General features: G+C 55.6%; 14 protein-coding genes. 10 read left to right on the top strand and 4 right to left on the bottom strand.

Annotated elements, in window-relative coordinates; translation table 11 throughout:
• Window positions 1-124: 124 nt before the first annotated feature.
• The 8 genes from entC (at window position 125) to V6942_RS03965 (ending at window position 8,861) form a co-directional block, all read left to right on the top strand.
• Window positions 125-1,306: an isochorismate synthase EntC gene (gene entC, locus V6942_RS04000; protein WP_333500825.1), complete on the top strand. Its 1,182-nt coding sequence runs from the start codon at window positions 125-127 to the stop codon at window positions 1,304-1,306.
• A 9-nt stretch (window positions 1,307-1,315) separates the two neighbouring features.
• The gene (gene entE / locus V6942_RS03995; protein WP_333500824.1) at window positions 1,316-2,926 is read left to right on the top strand and encodes a (2,3-dihydroxybenzoyl)adenylate synthase EntE; all 1,611 of its coding nucleotides are present in this window, start codon (window positions 1,316-1,318) and stop codon (window positions 2,924-2,926) included.
• Window positions 2,927-2,939: 13 nt separating this feature from the next.
• Entirely contained in the window at window positions 2,940-3,797 is an 858-nt protein-coding gene (locus V6942_RS03990) for an isochorismatase (RefSeq protein WP_106924724.1), read from the top strand.
• Window positions 3,794-4,549 carry a 2,3-dihydro-2,3-dihydroxybenzoate dehydrogenase EntA gene (gene entA, locus V6942_RS03985; protein ID WP_106924723.1) on the top strand — a complete coding sequence of 252 codons (756 nt, stop codon included), beginning with the start codon at window positions 3,794-3,796 and terminating at the stop codon, window positions 4,547-4,549. Before V6942_RS03990 ends, entA begins: the two co-directional genes overlap by 4 nt.
• Window position 4,550: 1 nt before the next feature.
• Window positions 4,551-4,964 carry a proofreading thioesterase EntH gene (gene entH / locus V6942_RS03980; RefSeq protein ID WP_106924722.1) on the top strand — a complete coding sequence of 138 codons (414 nt, stop codon included), beginning with the start codon at window positions 4,551-4,553 and terminating at the stop codon, window positions 4,962-4,964.
• A 284-nt stretch (window positions 4,965-5,248) separates the two neighbouring features.
• A complete protein-coding gene (cstA, locus tag V6942_RS03975; protein ID WP_106924721.1) occupies window positions 5,249-7,354 on the top strand; it encodes a pyruvate/proton symporter CstA in 2,106 nt (701 codons plus the stop codon).
• Window positions 7,355-7,413: 59 nt separating this feature from the next.
• Entirely contained in the window at window positions 7,414-7,611 is a 198-nt protein-coding gene (locus tag V6942_RS03970) for a YbdD/YjiX family protein (protein ID WP_052284779.1), read from the top strand.
• 89 nt (window positions 7,612-7,700) lie between these two features.
• Window positions 7,701-8,861 carry a pyridoxal phosphate-dependent aminotransferase gene (locus tag V6942_RS03965; protein WP_182929300.1) on the top strand — a complete coding sequence of 387 codons (1,161 nt, stop codon included), beginning with the start codon at window positions 7,701-7,703 and terminating at the stop codon, window positions 8,859-8,861.
• On the opposite strand, the gene V6942_RS03960 is transcribed toward V6942_RS03965, so the two are convergent.
• The 3 genes from V6942_RS03960 to citR form a co-directional block, all read right to left on the bottom strand.
• The gene (locus V6942_RS03960; RefSeq protein ID WP_106924719.1) at window positions 8,862-9,488 is read right to left on the bottom strand and encodes an IbrB-like domain-containing protein; all 627 of its coding nucleotides are present in this window, start codon (window positions 9,486-9,488) and stop codon (window positions 8,862-8,864) included. It abuts the gene before it with no gap.
• Complete coding sequence (locus V6942_RS03955) at window positions 9,473-10,696, bottom strand: phosphoadenosine phosphosulfate reductase (RefSeq protein ID WP_106924718.1); 1,224 nt, start codon at window positions 10,694-10,696, stop codon at window positions 9,473-9,475. Before V6942_RS03955 ends, V6942_RS03960 begins: the two co-directional genes overlap by 16 nt.
• 150 nt (window positions 10,697-10,846) lie before the next feature.
• Window positions 10,847-11,737, bottom strand: coding sequence for a DNA-binding transcriptional repressor CitR (gene citR / locus V6942_RS03950; RefSeq protein ID WP_182929298.1), 891 nt, complete (start codon window positions 11,735-11,737; stop codon window positions 10,847-10,849).
• Between the two features lie 698 nt (window positions 11,738-12,435).
• On the opposite strand from citR, the gene ahpC reads away from it, so the two are divergent.
• On the top strand, window positions 12,436-12,999 hold the full coding sequence (gene ahpC / locus V6942_RS03945) for an alkyl hydroperoxide reductase subunit C (RefSeq protein WP_106924716.1): 564 nt from the start codon (window positions 12,436-12,438) through the stop codon (window positions 12,997-12,999).
• A 183-nt stretch (window positions 13,000-13,182) separates the two neighbouring features.
• Window positions 13,183-14,748 (top strand): alkyl hydroperoxide reductase subunit F, encoded by a 1,566-nt coding sequence (gene ahpF / locus V6942_RS03940; protein ID WP_106924715.1) that lies wholly within the window; start codon window positions 13,183-13,185, stop codon window positions 14,746-14,748.
• 70 nt (window positions 14,749-14,818) lie between these two features.
• On the opposite strand, the gene uspG is transcribed toward ahpF, so the two are convergent.
• Window positions 14,819-15,247 (bottom strand): universal stress protein UspG, encoded by a 429-nt coding sequence (gene uspG / locus V6942_RS03935; RefSeq protein WP_106924714.1) that lies wholly within the window; start codon window positions 15,245-15,247, stop codon window positions 14,819-14,821.
• Between the last annotated feature and the right edge of the window lie 163 nt (window positions 15,248-15,410).

The raw sequence follows: 15,410 nt of genomic DNA, 5'->3' as shown, positions 1-15,410 counted from the left end.
GATATCTATTCAGCACAAGTTGCTGGTTTGCCCTGTTGACATAAGAAGTGTTTACTCTTAGGTTACCGAACCGAAATATAAATGATAATTATTCGTAATGTCTTTATCGTTTTTGGAGAATGATATGGAAACGTCACTGGCTGTGGATGAACAGGAACAGCAGCATCAGGCTACGATCGCGGCCGAGAGCTTTTTCTTTATGTCGCCGTTTCGCAGTTTTACAACCTCGGGCTGTTTTCAGCGTTTCACCTGCCCGGCAGAAGGGGGCGACGCGCCTGATAGCGCTTTCCAGCAAGAGCTCGCTGCGGCATTTGCTGCGGCAAAAGCTGCGGGTATTGCCAACCCGGTGATGGTGGGGGCGATCCCGTTTGATACCCGCCAGCCTTCTGCGCTGTTTATCCCTGAACGCAGTGAGACGTTCTCACGTACGGCAAAGCAGCGTACCTCGCGGTATCACGTTTCCCGCGAACCGACGGGCGTCGCTTCACGTCAGGCGATACCGGAACATCCTGTTTTTCTCGATATGGTCGCCCGTGCCGCGGCGCTGACGGCGACGCCGCAGGTTGATAAAGTGGTGCTCTCCCGCCTGATTGATATTGAAGCCGAACAGCCGCTGGACAGCGGCGTGCTGCTGGAGCGTCTGGTGGCGCAGAATCCGGCGAGCTTCAACTTCCACGTGCCGCTGCCGGACGGCGGCGTGCTGCTGGGCGCAAGCCCGGAACTGTTGCTGCGTAAAGACGGCGACCTGTTTAGCTCGCTGCCGCTGGCGGGCTCGGCGCGTCGTCAGCCGGACGACCTGCTGGATCGCGAGGCGGGTAACCGGCTGCTGGCTTCAGAAAAAGATCGCCACGAGCATGAGCTGGTCACCCAGTCGATGCAAAAAACGCTGGCACCGCGCAGCCTCCAACTGACCTTGCCGCAGACGCCGCAGCTGATTACCACGCCAACGCTATGGCATCTGGCCACGCCGATTGAAGGGCAGGCAAAAGCGGCGGAAAACGCGCTGACGCTGGCCTGTCTGCTGCACCCAACGCCGGCGCTGAGCGGCTTCCCGCACGAGGCGGCCAAACAGGTGATCGCCGAGCTGGAACCCTTCGACCGCGACCTCTTCGGCGGCATCGTCGGCTGGTGCGATGCCGAAGGCAACGGCGAGTGGGTGGTCACCATCCGCTGCGCACGAGTGAAGGCTAACCGCGTGCGTCTGTTTGCCGGGGCGGGCATTGTGCCCGCGTCGTCGCCGGAATCCGAATGGCGTGAAACCGGCGTCAAACTTTCCACCATGCTGAATGTTTTCGGCCTGCATTAAGGAACCAGAATGACCGTAGAATTTACCCGCTGGCCGGACGCGCTTGCGGCGCGTTATCGCGAAAAGGGCTACTGGCAGGATCTGCTGTTAACCGAGATGGTGACGCGCCATGCGCAGAGCGACGCCATTGCGGTGATCGACGGCGAACGCCAGATTAGCTACCGCGAGCTGAACCAGTCTATTGATAATCTGGCCGCCATGCTGCAAAGCAAAGGGCTTAAGCGCGGTGAGACGGCGCTGGTGCAGTTGGGGAATATCACCGAATTCTATATCACGCTGTTTGCGCTGCTGAAGATTGGTGTGGCGCCGGTGAATGCGCTATTCAGCCATCAGCGTAGCGAGCTGAACGCCTATGCCGAGCAGATTGCGCCCGCCGTGCTGATTGCCGATCGGGGCCACGCGCTGTTCGGCGACGATACCTTCCTGAATACCTTTTGCGAACAGCACCGTTCGCTGCGCGTGGTGCTGCTGCGCGGCGGCGAAGGCGAACATGCGCTGGAGGCGGCGCTGTCCCGTCCGGCGGTCGATTTTACGCCGACGCCGACGGCTGCCGACGAAGTGGCCTTCTTCCAGCTTTCGGGCGGCAGTACCGGCACGCCGAAGCTGATCCCGCGTACCCACAACGATTATTACTACAGCATTCGCCGCAGTAATGAAATTTGCCATTTTAATCCGCAGACGCGCTACCTCTGCGCCATTCCGTCGGCGCACAACTACGCAATGAGCTCGCCGGGCGCGCTGGGCGTGTTTCTTGCGCAGGGCACCGTGGTGCTGGCAGCAGATCCGAGCGCCACGCAGTGCTTCCCGCTGATTGAGCAACATCAGGTCAACGTCGCCGCGCTGGTGCCGCCGGCGGTAAGCCTGTGGCTGCAGGCGATTGCCGAAGGGAGCGGCAACGCTCAGTTGCGATCGCTGACGCTACTGCAGGTGGGCGGTGCGCGTCTCTCTGCGACGTTGGCGGCGCGGATTCCGGCGGAGATAGGCTGCCAGCTTCAGCAGGTGTTTGGCATGGCGGAAGGGCTGGTGAACTACACCCGTCTGGACGATACGCCGGAAAAAATTCTCAATACTCAGGGCTACCCGATGTGCCCGGACGATGAGGTGTGGGTGGCCGATGAAGAGGGCAACCCGCTGCCGCGCGGTGAAGTCGGGCGGTTGATGACCCGCGGGCCGTATACCTTCCGTGGCTACTACAAAAGCCCGCAGCATAACGCCAGCGCCTTTGACGCCGAGGGTTTTTACTGTTCCGGCGATCTGATTTCTATCGACGAAGACGGCTACATCACCGTGCAGGGTCGCGAGAAAGATCAGATCAACCGCGGCGGCGAGAAGATTGCTGCCGAAGAGATTGAAAACCTGCTGTTGCGTCACGAGGCCGTGGTGCACGCGGCGCTGGTGAGCATGGAAGATAGCCTGCTCGGCGAGAAAAGCTGCGCCTACCTGGTGGTCAATGCGCCGCTACGCGCGGTGCAGGTGCGTCGCTTCCTGAGGGAACAGGGCGTTGCCGAATTCAAACTGCCGGACCGCGTGGAGTGTGTTGAGCAACTGCCGCTGACCCACGTCGGCAAAGTCGATAAAAAACAATTACGTCAGTGGCTGGCTAGCCGCTCGCTGGCCTGAAGGAGAGAACATCATGGCAATTCCAAAACTGCAGGGCTACGCGCTGCCGACCGCAATGGACATTCCGGAAAACAAGGTGAACTGGGCGTTTGAACCGGCGCGCGCGGCACTGCTGATTCATGATATGCAGGAATATTTCCTCAACTTTTGGGGCGAAGACAGTGAGATGATGGACACGGTAGTGGCCAACATCGCCGCGCTGCGTGATTTCTGCAAGAAAAACGGGATTCCGGTTTACTACACCGCGCAGCCTAAAGCGCAGAGTGATGAAGACCGTGCTCTGCTGAATGACATGTGGGGGCCGGGCCTGACCCGTTCGCCGGAGCAGCAGCGGGTGATTGCCGCACTGGCACCGGACGATGAGGATACCGTGCTGGTGAAATGGCGCTACAGCGCTTTCCACCGCTCGCCGCTGGAGCAGATGCTCAAAGAGACCGGTCGTAACCAGCTGATTATCACCGGCGTATACGCGCATATCGGCTGCATGACCACCGCCACGGATGCTTTTATGCGCGACATTAAGCCGTTCTTCGTTGCCGACGCGCTGGCGGATTTCAGCCGTGATGAGCATTTAATGTCGCTGAAATACGTTGCCGGCCGCAGCGGTCGCGTGGTGATGACTGACGAACTGCTGCCGTCTGTTCCTGCCAGCAAAGAAGCGCTGCGCGCGTTGGTGCTGCCGCTGCTGGATGAATCTGACGAACCGTTCGATGATGACAACCTGATTGATTATGGCCTGGATTCCGTGCGCATGATGGCGCTGGCGGCACGCTGGCGTAAAGTGCACGGTGATATTGATTTCGTCATGCTGGCGAAAAATCCGAGCATTGATGCCTGGTGGGCTTTGTTGTCCCGTGAGGTGAGATCATGAGTGATTTCGATTTTCGCGGACAAACCGTGTGGGTGACCGGCGCAGGGAAAGGGATCGGCTATGCGACGGCGCTGGCGTTTGCTGAGGCGGGGGCGCAGGTGACGGGCTTTGATTTAGCCTTTGACGGCGGCGACTACCCGTTTTCGACAGAAATTCTTGACGTTGCCGATGCGCAGCAGGTTGCGCAGGTGTGTGAACGACTGCTGGCGACAACCGAGCGCCTGGACGTGCTGGTGAACGCGGCGGGCATTTTACGCATGGGCACGACCGATGCGCTGAGCCTGGCCGACTGGCAGCAAACCTTTGCCGTTAACGTCGGCGGCGCGTTTAACCTGTTTCAGCAGACGATGGCGCAGTTCCGTCGCCAGCAGGGCGGAGCGATTGTGACCGTGGCGTCGGACGCCGCCCACACGCCGCGTATCGGCATGAGCGCCTATGGGGCATCTAAGGCGGCGTTGAAAAGCCTGGCGCTGAGCGTCGGGCTGGAGCTGGCCAGCGCTGGAGTCCGTTGCAATCTTGTCTCGCCGGGGTCGACCGACACCGATATGCAGCGCGCAATGTGGGTCAGCGACGATGCCGAGCAGCAGCGTATTCGCGGTTTTGCCGAGCAGTTCAAGTTGGGGATCCCGCTGGGCAAAATTGCTCGGCCGCAGGAGATTGCCGCGACGATTCTGTTCCTGGCTTCCCGCAGCGCTAGCCATATCACGCTGCAGGACATTGTGGTCGACGGCGGCTCAACGCTGGGGGCGTAACATGATCTGGAAACGGCATTTAACGCTCGATGAACTGAATGCGACCAGTGAGAATACCATGGTGGCGCATTTAGGCATTGTCTATACCCATATTGGCGACGATAGCCTGGAAGCGGTGATGCCGGTAGACGGCCGCACGCATCAGCCGTTCGGGCTGCTTCACGGCGGCGCCTCTGCCGCGCTGGCGGAGACGCTGGGCTCAATGGCCGGATATCTGATGACCCGCGAGGGACAGTGTGTGGTGGGAACCGAGCTGAATGCGTCGCACCACCGACCGGTGTCGCAAGGGCAGGTGCGGGCGGTCTGTCAGCCGCTGCATCTGGGGCGTCAGAGCCAGAGCTGGGAAATTGTCGTTTTTGACGAGCAGGGGCGGCGCTGCTGTACCTGCCGGTTAGGGACGGCGGTGCTCGGTTAGGTTTCGGTAGCCGAATAAGGCGTAGGCCGGATAAGCGCAGCGCCCTCCGGCATGGTGCGGTACATTGCCGGAGGGCGCTGCGCTTATCCGGCCTGTATACCTGCGTTCATCTCACTTTCACTCCCCGTTTCTCATCCGTTTTTCTGACTTAAGTGATCCCGTTAACAATGTGATGTAAATGTCAGGTTCCCTTTCTGGTCATATCAGTTTCAAGGATGTTAAATCAAAGGTGTTGCTATGGACACAAAATGTAACATCCTCTGCTACTGATACGGAAAATAACGATGAACAATTCAGGGAAATACCTTATATGGGCATTGCTCTCCATTGTTGGAGCCTTTGCTCTGGGCTATATCGCCCTCAACCGTGGTGAACAGATAAACGCGCTGTGGATAGTGGTTGCCGCAGTCTGTGTTTACCTGATTGCCTACCGCTTTTATGGCCTGTATATCGCGAAAAACGTCCTGCAGGTTGACCCAACCCGCATGACGCCTGCCGTGCGTCACAACGACGGCCTTGACTATGTGCCGACCGATAAGAAAGTCCTGTTCGGTCACCACTTTGCGGCGATTGCCGGTGCGGGCCCGCTGGTTGGGCCGGTGCTGGCAGCGCAGATGGGCTATCTGCCGGGGATGATCTGGCTGTTGGCTGGGGTCGTGCTGGCCGGGGCGGTACAGGACTTTATGGTACTGTTCGTCTCGACGCGCCGTGACGGCCGTTCGCTGGGCGAACTGGTGAAAGAGGAAATGGGGCCGACTGCGGGCGTGATTGCGCTGATTGCCACGTTTATGATCATGGTGATCATTCTGGCGGTACTGGCGATGATCGTGGTGAAAGCATTGACCCACAGCCCATGGGGTACTTACACCGTGGCGTTTACCATTCCGCTGGCCCTGTTTATGGGGATTTATATTCGCTATCTGCGTCCAGGGCGTATTGGCGAGGTGTCGGTTATTGGTCTGGTGCTGCTGGTGTTTGCGATTGTCTCCGGCGGCTGGGTTGCCGCCAGCGAAACGTGGGCGCCGTGGTTTGACTATACCGGCGTGCAGTTGACCTGGATGCTGGTGGGCTATGGCTTTGTGGCCTCGGTGCTGCCGGTATGGCTGCTGCTGGCGCCGCGTGACTACCTTTCTACCTTCTTAAAAATTGGTACCATCGTCGGGCTGGCGATCGGCATCCTCATTATGCGTCCAACGCTGACCATGCCAGCGCTGACCAAATTTATCGACGGCACCGGCCCGGTGTGGACCGGCGACCTGTTCCCGTTCCTGTTTATCACCATTGCCTGTGGCGCGGTGTCGGGTTTCCACGCGCTGATTGCTTCCGGCACAACGCCGAAAATGCTGGCGAACGAAGGCCAGGCCTGCTTTATCGGCTATGGCGGCATGTTGATGGAATCTTTTGTCGCCATTATGGCGCTGGTGGCCGCCTGTATTATTGACCCGGGCGTATACTTTGCAATGAACAGCCCAATGGCCATGCTGGCGCCCGCCGGAACCGCCGACGTGGTGGCTTCGGCCGCGCAGGTTGTCAGTTCGTGGGGCTTCTCGGTGACGCCGGATCTGCTGCACCAGATTGCCAACGAAGTGGGCGAGCAGTCGATTATCTCCCGTGCGGGCGGCGCGCCGACTCTGGCGGTGGGGATGGCCTACATCCTCCATGGCGCGCTGGGCGGGCTGATGGATGTGGCGTTCTGGTATCACTTCGCGATTCTGTTCGAAGCGCTGTTTATCCTGACGGCGGTCGACGCCGGGACCCGTGCGGCACGCTTTATGCTGCAGGATCTGCTGGGGGTCATTAACCCGGGGCTCAAACGCACCGATTCGCTGCCGGCGAACCTGCTGGCAACGGCGCTGTGCGTGCTGGCCTGGGGCTACTTCCTCCACCAGGGCGTGGTCGATCCGCTGGGTGGTATTAACACTCTGTGGCCGCTGTTTGGTATTGCCAACCAGATGCTGGCAGGGATGGCGCTGATGCTCTGTGCGGTGGTACTGTTCAAGATGAAACGTCAGCGCTATGCGTGGGTTGCCCTGGTGCCGACGTCCTGGCTGCTGGTGTGTACGCTGGTGGCCGGCTGGCAGAAATCGTTCAGCGACGATAACCGCGTGGGCTTCCTGGCGATTGCCAATAAGTTCCAGGCGATGATCGACAGCGGTAACATCCCGCCGCAGTACACCGAGTCGCAGCTGGCGCAGCTGGTGTTTAACAACCGTCTGGATGCTGGCCTGACCATGTTCTTTATGGTGGTGGTGGTCGTGCTGGCGCTGTTCTCTATCAAAACCGCGCTGGCGGCGTTGAAAGAGGATAAACCGACGGCAAAAGAGACGCCGTATGAGCCGATGCCGGCGGATGCGGAGAACCTGATCGCGCAGGCGAAACGCGCGCATTAATCTGAAATCTTGCCCGGCCGAGCGCAGCGACGCCGGGCAAACGCAACAGGAGCACAGCGATGTTTGATACGCTCTCAAAAGCCGGAAAATACCTTGGCCAGGCCGCAAAAATGATGATTGGCGTGCCGGACTATGACAACTATGTTGAGCATATGCGCATTAACCACCCGGACCAGACGCCGATGACCTATGAAGCGTTTTTCCGCGACCGTCAGGATGCCCGCTATGGCGGCAAGGGCGGGGCCAAGTGCTGTTGATTGTTTTAGACATCTAAACGTCTTGATTGCTAAGTCTGCTCGCCATGTTATAGTGATTTAACATTGGCGCTACGCGTGGCAGATAACAAATGAAGACAACGCAACTCATCCCCCAAAGTAAGCTTCCCAATCTCGGCACCACCATTTTCACTCAGATGAGCGCTCTGGCGCAGCAGCATCAGGCGATTAATCTATCCCAGGGATTTCCCGATTTTGACGGCCCATCCTATCTTCAGCAGCGGCTGGCGCACCATGTTGCGAGCGGCGCGAATCAGTATGCGCCGATGACCGGTGCGCAGGTCCTGCGCGAGGCGATTGCCGAGAAAACGGCGGCGCTGTATGGGTATTTACCGGACGTTAACGGCGAGATTACGGTGACCGCCGGCGCCACCGAAGCGCTGTACGCCGCCATTACCGCGCTGGTGCGCGAGGGGGATGAGGTTATCTGCTTTGACCCCAGCTACGACAGCTATGCCCCTGCGGTGGCGCTGTCCGGTGGCGTGGTGAAGCGCATTGCCCTGCAGCCGCCGCACTTTCGCGTTGACTGGCAGGCGTTCACCGCATTGCTCAGCGATAAAACGCGGCTGGTTATCCTCAATACGCCGCATAATCCTTCTGCTACCGTCTGGCAGAGCGCTGATTTTATCGCGTTGTGGCAGGCGATTGCCGAACGGGAAATTTACGTACTGAGCGACGAAGTGTATGAACATATCTGCTTTGCTGAGGCGGGGCACGCCAGCGTATTGGCGCATCCACAGCTTCGCGAGCGGGCGGTGGCCGTGTCGTCGTTTGGTAAAACCTATCACATGACCGGCTGGAAGGTCGGTTACTGCATCGCGCCTGCGGCCATCAGCGCCGAGCTGCGCAAGGTGCACCAGTATCTGACGTTTGCGGTGAATACCCCGGCACAGCTCGCGCTGGCGGATATGCTGCGCGCGGAGCCGGAGCACTATCGTGAACTGCCGACGTTCTACCGGGCGCGGCGTGACCGATTTGTTGAGGCGCTTGGGCAGAGCCGTTTGACGCTGCTGCCCTGTGAGGGGACCTATTTTCTGCTGGCGGACTACAGTGCGATTTCAGATATGGACGATGTGAGTTTCTGCCGCTGGCTGACGAGCGAAGTCGGCGTGGCGGCGATTCCGCTGTCGGTGTTCTGCGATGCGCCGTTTCCGCATAAGCTGATTCGTCTGTGCTTTGCTAAGCAGGAAGCGACTTTACTGGCCGCGGCTGAGCGCCTTTGCCGTCTGTAATTATTTCACCGTCCAGGCCTGTGAGAACTGGCGATTACCGAACATTTCACACAGGCCATTAATCTGCTTAAGGCGCAGAATTTCGTCGGCATCCATACCCAGCTCCTGGCCCATTTTTTCATCGCTCCAGCCAAGATGGCTCAGTTCGCGCACGATATCTGACATCGCGCTAATCTGGTGACGACCGCGTGCGCGGTTGTGGCGCACGGTAGCGGCCATGCGTGAAGGGAGCGAGTCGTCGCGTTTATCCAACTGGGTTATTGGCAGGTAGCCGTGGAAGCGTTTTTTCAGTGCCGCTCTGGACTGCGACAGCATATGGCGATGGAAGCCGTCGACGATTTCGTAACGGTGGGCCTGTTTCTCAATGACCACAATCGGCTGGGTAAAACCGTCTGCCTCCAGCGACTTGGTTAACAGACGTTTTTCCTGCGGCGCCATATTGTTTGGGTTGTAATCATTTGGCGTGACCTGCGCTTCCTTTACCCACAGTACGCAGTCAATCGGCTGATCTTTGAATGGGCTTTCATCGTGCAATGCCTGACGAAATTGGTTAATGGCCTCAATTTTTTCATCCGACGTAAGGTGCTGCAGATACTCATGCAGCTGGTCGATTAGTTTTTGTCGCATAAGATTCCCCATTGCTGACGCTTTTGTTCCATGCGCGCGCGATAGCGCTGATAGTGATTGGCTTTGGTGGGGCTGAATGACAGCATGCGGCACCAGTAATCATTGTTTAACAACACCTTACAAATCCGTCGCCACGACGGGATATCTTTTGAACCGAGATCTTTTTCCTGCTCGTCTGGAATGTCTTCCCAGCCCTGTTTTTGGTACCAGTGCAGGTAGACGGCGATTTTGTTGCGATAATGGTCGGCGGTGGATTCCGGCATGCTGCTCAGCAGGAAATGGGCGTAGCTGCGCCAGCTGTGGTTTCCCGGTTTTTCGAGCTTACGATGACCGTAAAACTGATTGTCCTGCCCGGCATACATGCCGCCGCTGTGTACACCGCTGACCCGCTGACACATATCCGCCCAGCGATCCGGTTCCAGTACGTGATACAGCCATAGCCCCTGACGCTGCTCCGGGCCAAACGGTTCGCAGATGCGCATATAGCGTAGCGGGACGCCCGCTTGATACATCAGGTCGTAGAGCGGGTTGTAGGGCTGTTGGGTGCGGGCGAACCATGTCCAGATATCGGCGGTTTTCCAGTCGTATATCGGGTAGACGTACCAGGCGTGGTTGCCGGGTGCGATGGTGGTCCAGGGTTTGTCATCGGCAAAACGGCGTTTGCGCTGCGAGGCAATAGTCAAAAAGCGGTTATAGGATTCGTCTGCGCGGATCCCGACCAGCACCGCCGCCGGGCGCTGTCGGGAAAACCACTCGGCAAATTTCTGGACGAACCGTTCAAAGGTCATGCCCGTCTCGTAAAAAGAAAAGAAGGCGGGGTCGGTAATGGCATCCTGCGGCGGCTGCCTGACCCATTTGATGCCTGGCTCCCAGCATTGCCATTCAGGGGTAAATTGGGTGAGTGAATTTTGCGTGGTGAGCGGTAAGGCAACCCAGTAAAAACAATCGATAACATCCTGGTATTGTTCGCGTAATTTTTCGCAGTGGCTGATGGTATAGGAAAATTGTGCTTCCCAGTCTATAAACAGAATACTGATTTTCTTCCCTATTGCTCGCGCAGCCTGCGCGGTTAAATGCAGCATCACCGTTGAATCTTTACCGCCAGAAAATGAGACGCAAACGCGGGAAAAATTAGTTAATGTCCAGACGATGCGTTCCTGAGCCGCATCCAGTACCGATTGCGTTAACGGGAGTTTGACCATGGGCATACTCTGGCCATCCTTGATCGAGAGTTCAACTAAACATGGATGATATAATACAATAGAGTTAAGTCAGCTTGTTAAATAAAATGCTACCAACTTCTGTTTTGTCAGTATTAATTTTACTTTGTGCTTATTTATATTTTTATTATGCCTAATTTAAATCGCATTTATTATTTTGGTGAATAATTCACTGTGCAATACCGCGCGGTTGTAAACTTTATAAATCGTGATTTTAGGCAGTTCGACCGGAAGCGTAATGCGCTTAAGCGCTAAGGTATCTTTAAAGACATTAAACATAGTCAGAGGCAACAGGCCGATCAGATCCGTGTGATGAATGGTGCTGATAATGGCCGTGAGCGATGACGAGCGAAAAGCGCACCGACGTTCCATGAGAAAGTTTTCGCTAGCATACTGGTACTGTTTAATTCCGCTATCCTGAGTGTCATAAAAGGTGAAACTTTCATTGAGCACTTCGTCAATCGAAGCAAAATCGCCAAGTCGGGGGTGATCGTTACGGCTGACCAGTACCGTCGGAATCTCGATAAAGGGCTCGCATACCAACGCCCGGTTGCTGAGCGGGGAGGTGGTAAACACGATATCGGCTTTGCGATAGGTTAATAAATTTTCGACATTGTCATTAGCTCCCGAAAAATCATGGTATTCGACGTTCAGATTGGGTTCACGTAATAACTGACCGATCATCACGGTAAATTTTTCGGAGAAATAGACCTGCGGGCCATAAATAATAAATCGCTTATCCAGCGTGGAATTTTCCATCATGTTAATCGTTTGCTCTATCTGATTCAGGTTCTCAGACAGATGATGATGCAGATTCACCGCGACGGTTGTGGGGGTGATCCCTTTGCCGGCACGGACAAAGAGCGGATCGTTTAGCTGCGTTCGCAGGCGTTGCAGAGACTGACTGACGGCGGAGGGCGTAATAAAGAGCGTTTCGGCGGCTTTACTGATGCTGAGGTGCTGGTATATACACTCAAAAATAACCAGTAAATTGAGGTCAAATCGTTTTAAATCATAAAGATTAGCCATAGTTTATCCTTTTATATTGGGAGGTATATTCATTTACCTCTGAAACCACAATCCATGTGTTCGTAAAACTTAAAAATGCCTAAATCCATGCTTAATATATATCAGACTCTCTATATTATCTACTGCAAAACAAGAAAGGTAAAAAATGAATGGACGTTATGGGTAAATGATTATTCATAAAACGAATATTAAATTAATATAGAAGAGTGAATATGAATAATTTGTCGGTCCTTTCATCTCGTGATGGGGGCCAGGGACGCTCCTTGAGATACGGTGCCGGTAAAGTTCGGTTTAGCATGTAAAACCTCTGTAAAATCAGTGTGTCGTTGAGTTGCAACGAGATAACCTATCACAACCATAGATAAGACCGACGTTGCGCTGATTGCCCCGAATGAAAGGGGATGATGTAATCAGGAGGCTGTTACAGCCTTTGTTAAGGTTATGTAGAGCGCAACACGCAAGCCAGCATCGCTGGCGCTGAGCTCACCCGCGGGTGACTCAGGTAATCGGGCCGCCTCTGTTGCGGCCTTTTTACGTCTGGGGATGGGCGATTTGTGCGTATCCTCGATACTGGTTCACAAAGCTGTCTTGTTCCGGTTGTTAGATAACGCTTATTGATTTGATAATGTAAACGCATTGGTCGAATCAGGAAAAGTTCGTTAACTTAGACCTCAACGAAAACACGGAGGAAGTACTCGATGTCATTAATTAATACTAAAATCAAACCTTTCAAAAACCAGGCGTTCAAAAACGGTGAATTCGTAGAAGTGACCGAGAAAGATACCGAAGGCCGCTGGAGCGTGTTCTTCTTCTATCCGGCTGACTTCACTTTCGTTTGCCCGACCGAACTGGGCGACGTTGCTGACCATTACGAAGAACTGCAGAAGCTGGGCGTAGACGTGTACTCCGTTTCTACCGATACCCACTTCACCCATAAAGCATGGCACAGCAGCTCTGAGACTATCGCCAAAATCAAATATGCGATGATCGGCGACCCGACTGGCGCCCTGACCCGTAACTTCGACAACATGCGTGAAGATGAAGGCCTGGCCGACCGTGCGACCTTCGTTGTTGACCCACAGGGTATCATTCAGGCTATCGAAGTTACCGCTGAAGGTATCGGCCGTGACGCATCTGACCTGCTGCGTAAAATCAAAGCCGCTCAGTATGTTGCTTCCCACCCAGGTGAAGTGTGCCCGGCTAAATGGAAAGAAGGTGAAGCCACTCTGGCGCCATCTTTAGACCTGGTAGGCAAAATCTAAGTCGTCTGCCCGGCGGCACGGCAGCGGCCTACAGCCTGTAGGCCGGATAAACGCAGCACCGTCCGGCATCCCACAGGCGCACCTCTGCGCCTGTTTTATTCCAGCATCATGATGCAAGTTGCTTACAGGGGCAGCTCGTATGTGGCCGCTTGCATGATGATGTTTTAAGCCCAGGAGATAAAAATGCTCGACACCAACATGAAAACCCAGCTCAAGGCTTACCTTGAGAAGCTGACCAAACCTGTTGAGCTGATTGCCACGCTGGACGACAGCGCTAAATCGGCAGAGATCAAGGAACTGTTGGCTGAAATCGCTGAACTGTCAGATAAGGTCACCTTCAAACAAGATAACGACCTGGCGGTGCGTAAGCCGTCGTTCCTGATTACAAATCCCGGCTCTCACCAGGGCCCGCGTTTTGCCGGCTCTCCGCTGGGTCACGAGTTCACTTCTCTGGTTCTGGCGCTGCTGTGGACCGGCGGTCATCCCTCGAAAGAGGCGCAGTCTCTGCTGGAGCAGATTCGCGACATCGACGGTGATTTTGAATTTGAAACCTACTATTCACTGTCGTGCCATAACTGTCCGGACGTTGTGCAGGCGCTGAACCTGATGTCGGTACTGAACCCGCGCATCAAGCATACGGCAATCGACGGCGGTACTTTCCAGAATGAAATCACCGAACGTAATGTGATGGGCGTTCCGGCGGTCTACGTGAATGGCCAGGAATTTGGTCAGGGCCGTATGACGCTGGCGGAAATCGTCGCGAAAGTTGACACCGGCGCGGAAAAACGCGCGGCGGAAGAGCTGAATAAGCGCGATGCGTATGATGTGCTGATTGTTGGCTCCGGCCCGTCTGGCGCGGCGGCGGCGGTTTACTCTGCGCGTAAAGGGATTCGTACCGGCCTGATGGGCGAGCGTTTTGGCGGCCAGGTGCTGGATACCGTCGATATCGAAAACTACATTTCCGTGCCGAAAACCGAAGGTCAGAAGCTGGCAGGCGCGCTGAAGGCGCACGTTAGTGAATACAACGTCGATGTGATTGATTCCCAGAGCGCGTCTAAGCTGGTGCCTGCTGCGGTTGAAGGTGGCCTGCATCAGATTGAAACGGCCTCCGGCGCGGTGCTGAAAGCACGCAGCATCATTATTGCTACCGGTGCAAAATGGCGCAACATGAACGTACCGGGCGAAGATCAGTACCGTACCAAAGGCGTAACCTATTGCCCGCACTGCGACGGCCCGCTGTTTAAAGGCAAGCGCGTGGCGGTCATTGGCGGCGGCAACTCGGGCGTGGAAGCGGCCATCGACCTGGCGGGCGTGGTTGAACACGTTACGCTGCTGGAATTTGCGCCGGAAATGAAGGCCGATCAGGTCCTGCAAGATAAAGTGCGTAGCCTGAAAAACGTCGACATTATTCTCAATGCCCAGACCACCGAAGTGAAAGGTGACGGCACCAAAGTGACCGGTCTGCAGTATCGCGACCGCGTAAGCGGCGACGAACATCACGTCGCGCTGGCGGGGATCTTTGTCCAGATTGGTCTGTTGCCGAACACAACCTGGCTGGAAGGGGCGGTTGAGCGTAACCGTATGGGTGAGATTATCATCGATGCGAAATGCGAAACGAACGTTAAGGGCGTATTTGCCGCTGGCGACTGTACTACCGTGCCGTACAAACAAATTATTATCGCCGCCGGCGAAGGTGCAAAAGCGTCACTGAGCGCGTTCGATTATCTGATTCGCACCAAAACAGCATAAAAAAGAAGACAATACCTGCAATGTCAAAGGCCACCGAAAGGTGGCCTTTTTTTATACCGCGCAGTTAACGTTAGCGCACAACCAGCACGGGAATGTTAGCGTGGCGAATCACGCTGGAGGCGTTAGATCCCAGCAGGTGGGTACTGATAGACGGATTACGAGAACCAATTACCACCATATCGGCGTTGAGCTCTTCCGCCAGTTCGTTCACCGCATCGCGCACGTTGCCCACCCGGACATGCAGCTTAATGCGGGAAGGGTCGATCGTGAAATGACTCACCATGGTGGTCAGCCGGGTTTCCGCCTCCTGCTGTAAATGCTCTTCAAAGCGGCGCAGATCGGCGGCAAAGCGGCTCATGGTGTAGCTTGCCGAACCGGGCAGAACGTGTAGTAGGTGGATAATGCCATCCTGCTGGGCTAAAAACTCCGCGTGACGAATCGCTTTGTCGCTTAACTCCATCTCAAAAACATCAACGGGCATAATGATTGTTTTGTACATAGGCTCCTCCTTGTCTTTATAGAACTATCAAAACACATAATGCATTTTGAATATGTCATTTAGTTCGCAAAATAGTTTATCTCGCGGAGGGGCGTTGTAAAGTTTGGTCAGGCGGGGACAGAAAGAGGATGCATGGCATCCCCTTTAATCATTTCGGCACAGA

The organism is Kluyvera genomosp. 2, from assembly GCF_036759865.1.
Lineage (GTDB): Bacteria > Pseudomonadota > Gammaproteobacteria > Enterobacterales > Enterobacteriaceae > Kluyvera > Kluyvera ascorbata_B.
The sequence above is the reverse complement of the archived record's forward strand: the minus strand, read 5'-3'. Positions and strand labels throughout refer to the sequence as shown.

Coding starts and splice junctions, on each gene's coding strand:
- entH (WP_106924722.1), top strand. CDS start 4,551: ATGATCTGGAAACGGCATTTAACGCTCGATGAACTGAATGCGACCAGT.
- V6942_RS03970 (WP_052284779.1), top strand. CDS start 7,414: ATGTTTGATACGCTCTCAAAAGCCGGAAAATACCTTGGCCAGGCCGCA.
- uspG (WP_106924714.1), bottom strand. CDS start 15,247: ATGTACAAAACAATCATTATGCCCGTTGATGTTTTTGAGATGGAGTTA.
- entA (WP_106924723.1), top strand. CDS start 3,794: ATGAGTGATTTCGATTTTCGCGGACAAACCGTGTGGGTGACCGGCGCA.
- V6942_RS03960 (WP_106924719.1), bottom strand. CDS start 9,488: ATGCGACAAAAACTAATCGACCAGCTGCATGAGTATCTGCAGCACCTT.
- citR (WP_182929298.1), bottom strand. CDS start 11,737: ATGGCTAATCTTTATGATTTAAAACGATTTGACCTCAATTTACTGGTT.
- ahpC (WP_106924716.1), top strand. CDS start 12,436: ATGTCATTAATTAATACTAAAATCAAACCTTTCAAAAACCAGGCGTTC.
- entE (WP_333500824.1), top strand. CDS start 1,316: ATGACCGTAGAATTTACCCGCTGGCCGGACGCGCTTGCGGCGCGTTAT.
- V6942_RS03965 (WP_182929300.1), top strand. CDS start 7,701: ATGAAGACAACGCAACTCATCCCCCAAAGTAAGCTTCCCAATCTCGGC.
- V6942_RS03955 (WP_106924718.1), bottom strand. CDS start 10,696: ATGCCCATGGTCAAACTCCCGTTAACGCAATCGGTACTGGATGCGGCT.
- entC (WP_333500825.1), top strand. CDS start 125: ATGGAAACGTCACTGGCTGTGGATGAACAGGAACAGCAGCATCAGGCT.
- ahpF (WP_106924715.1), top strand. CDS start 13,183: ATGCTCGACACCAACATGAAAACCCAGCTCAAGGCTTACCTTGAGAAG.
- cstA (WP_106924721.1), top strand. CDS start 5,249: ATGAACAATTCAGGGAAATACCTTATATGGGCATTGCTCTCCATTGTT.
- V6942_RS03990 (WP_106924724.1), top strand. CDS start 2,940: ATGGCAATTCCAAAACTGCAGGGCTACGCGCTGCCGACCGCAATGGAC.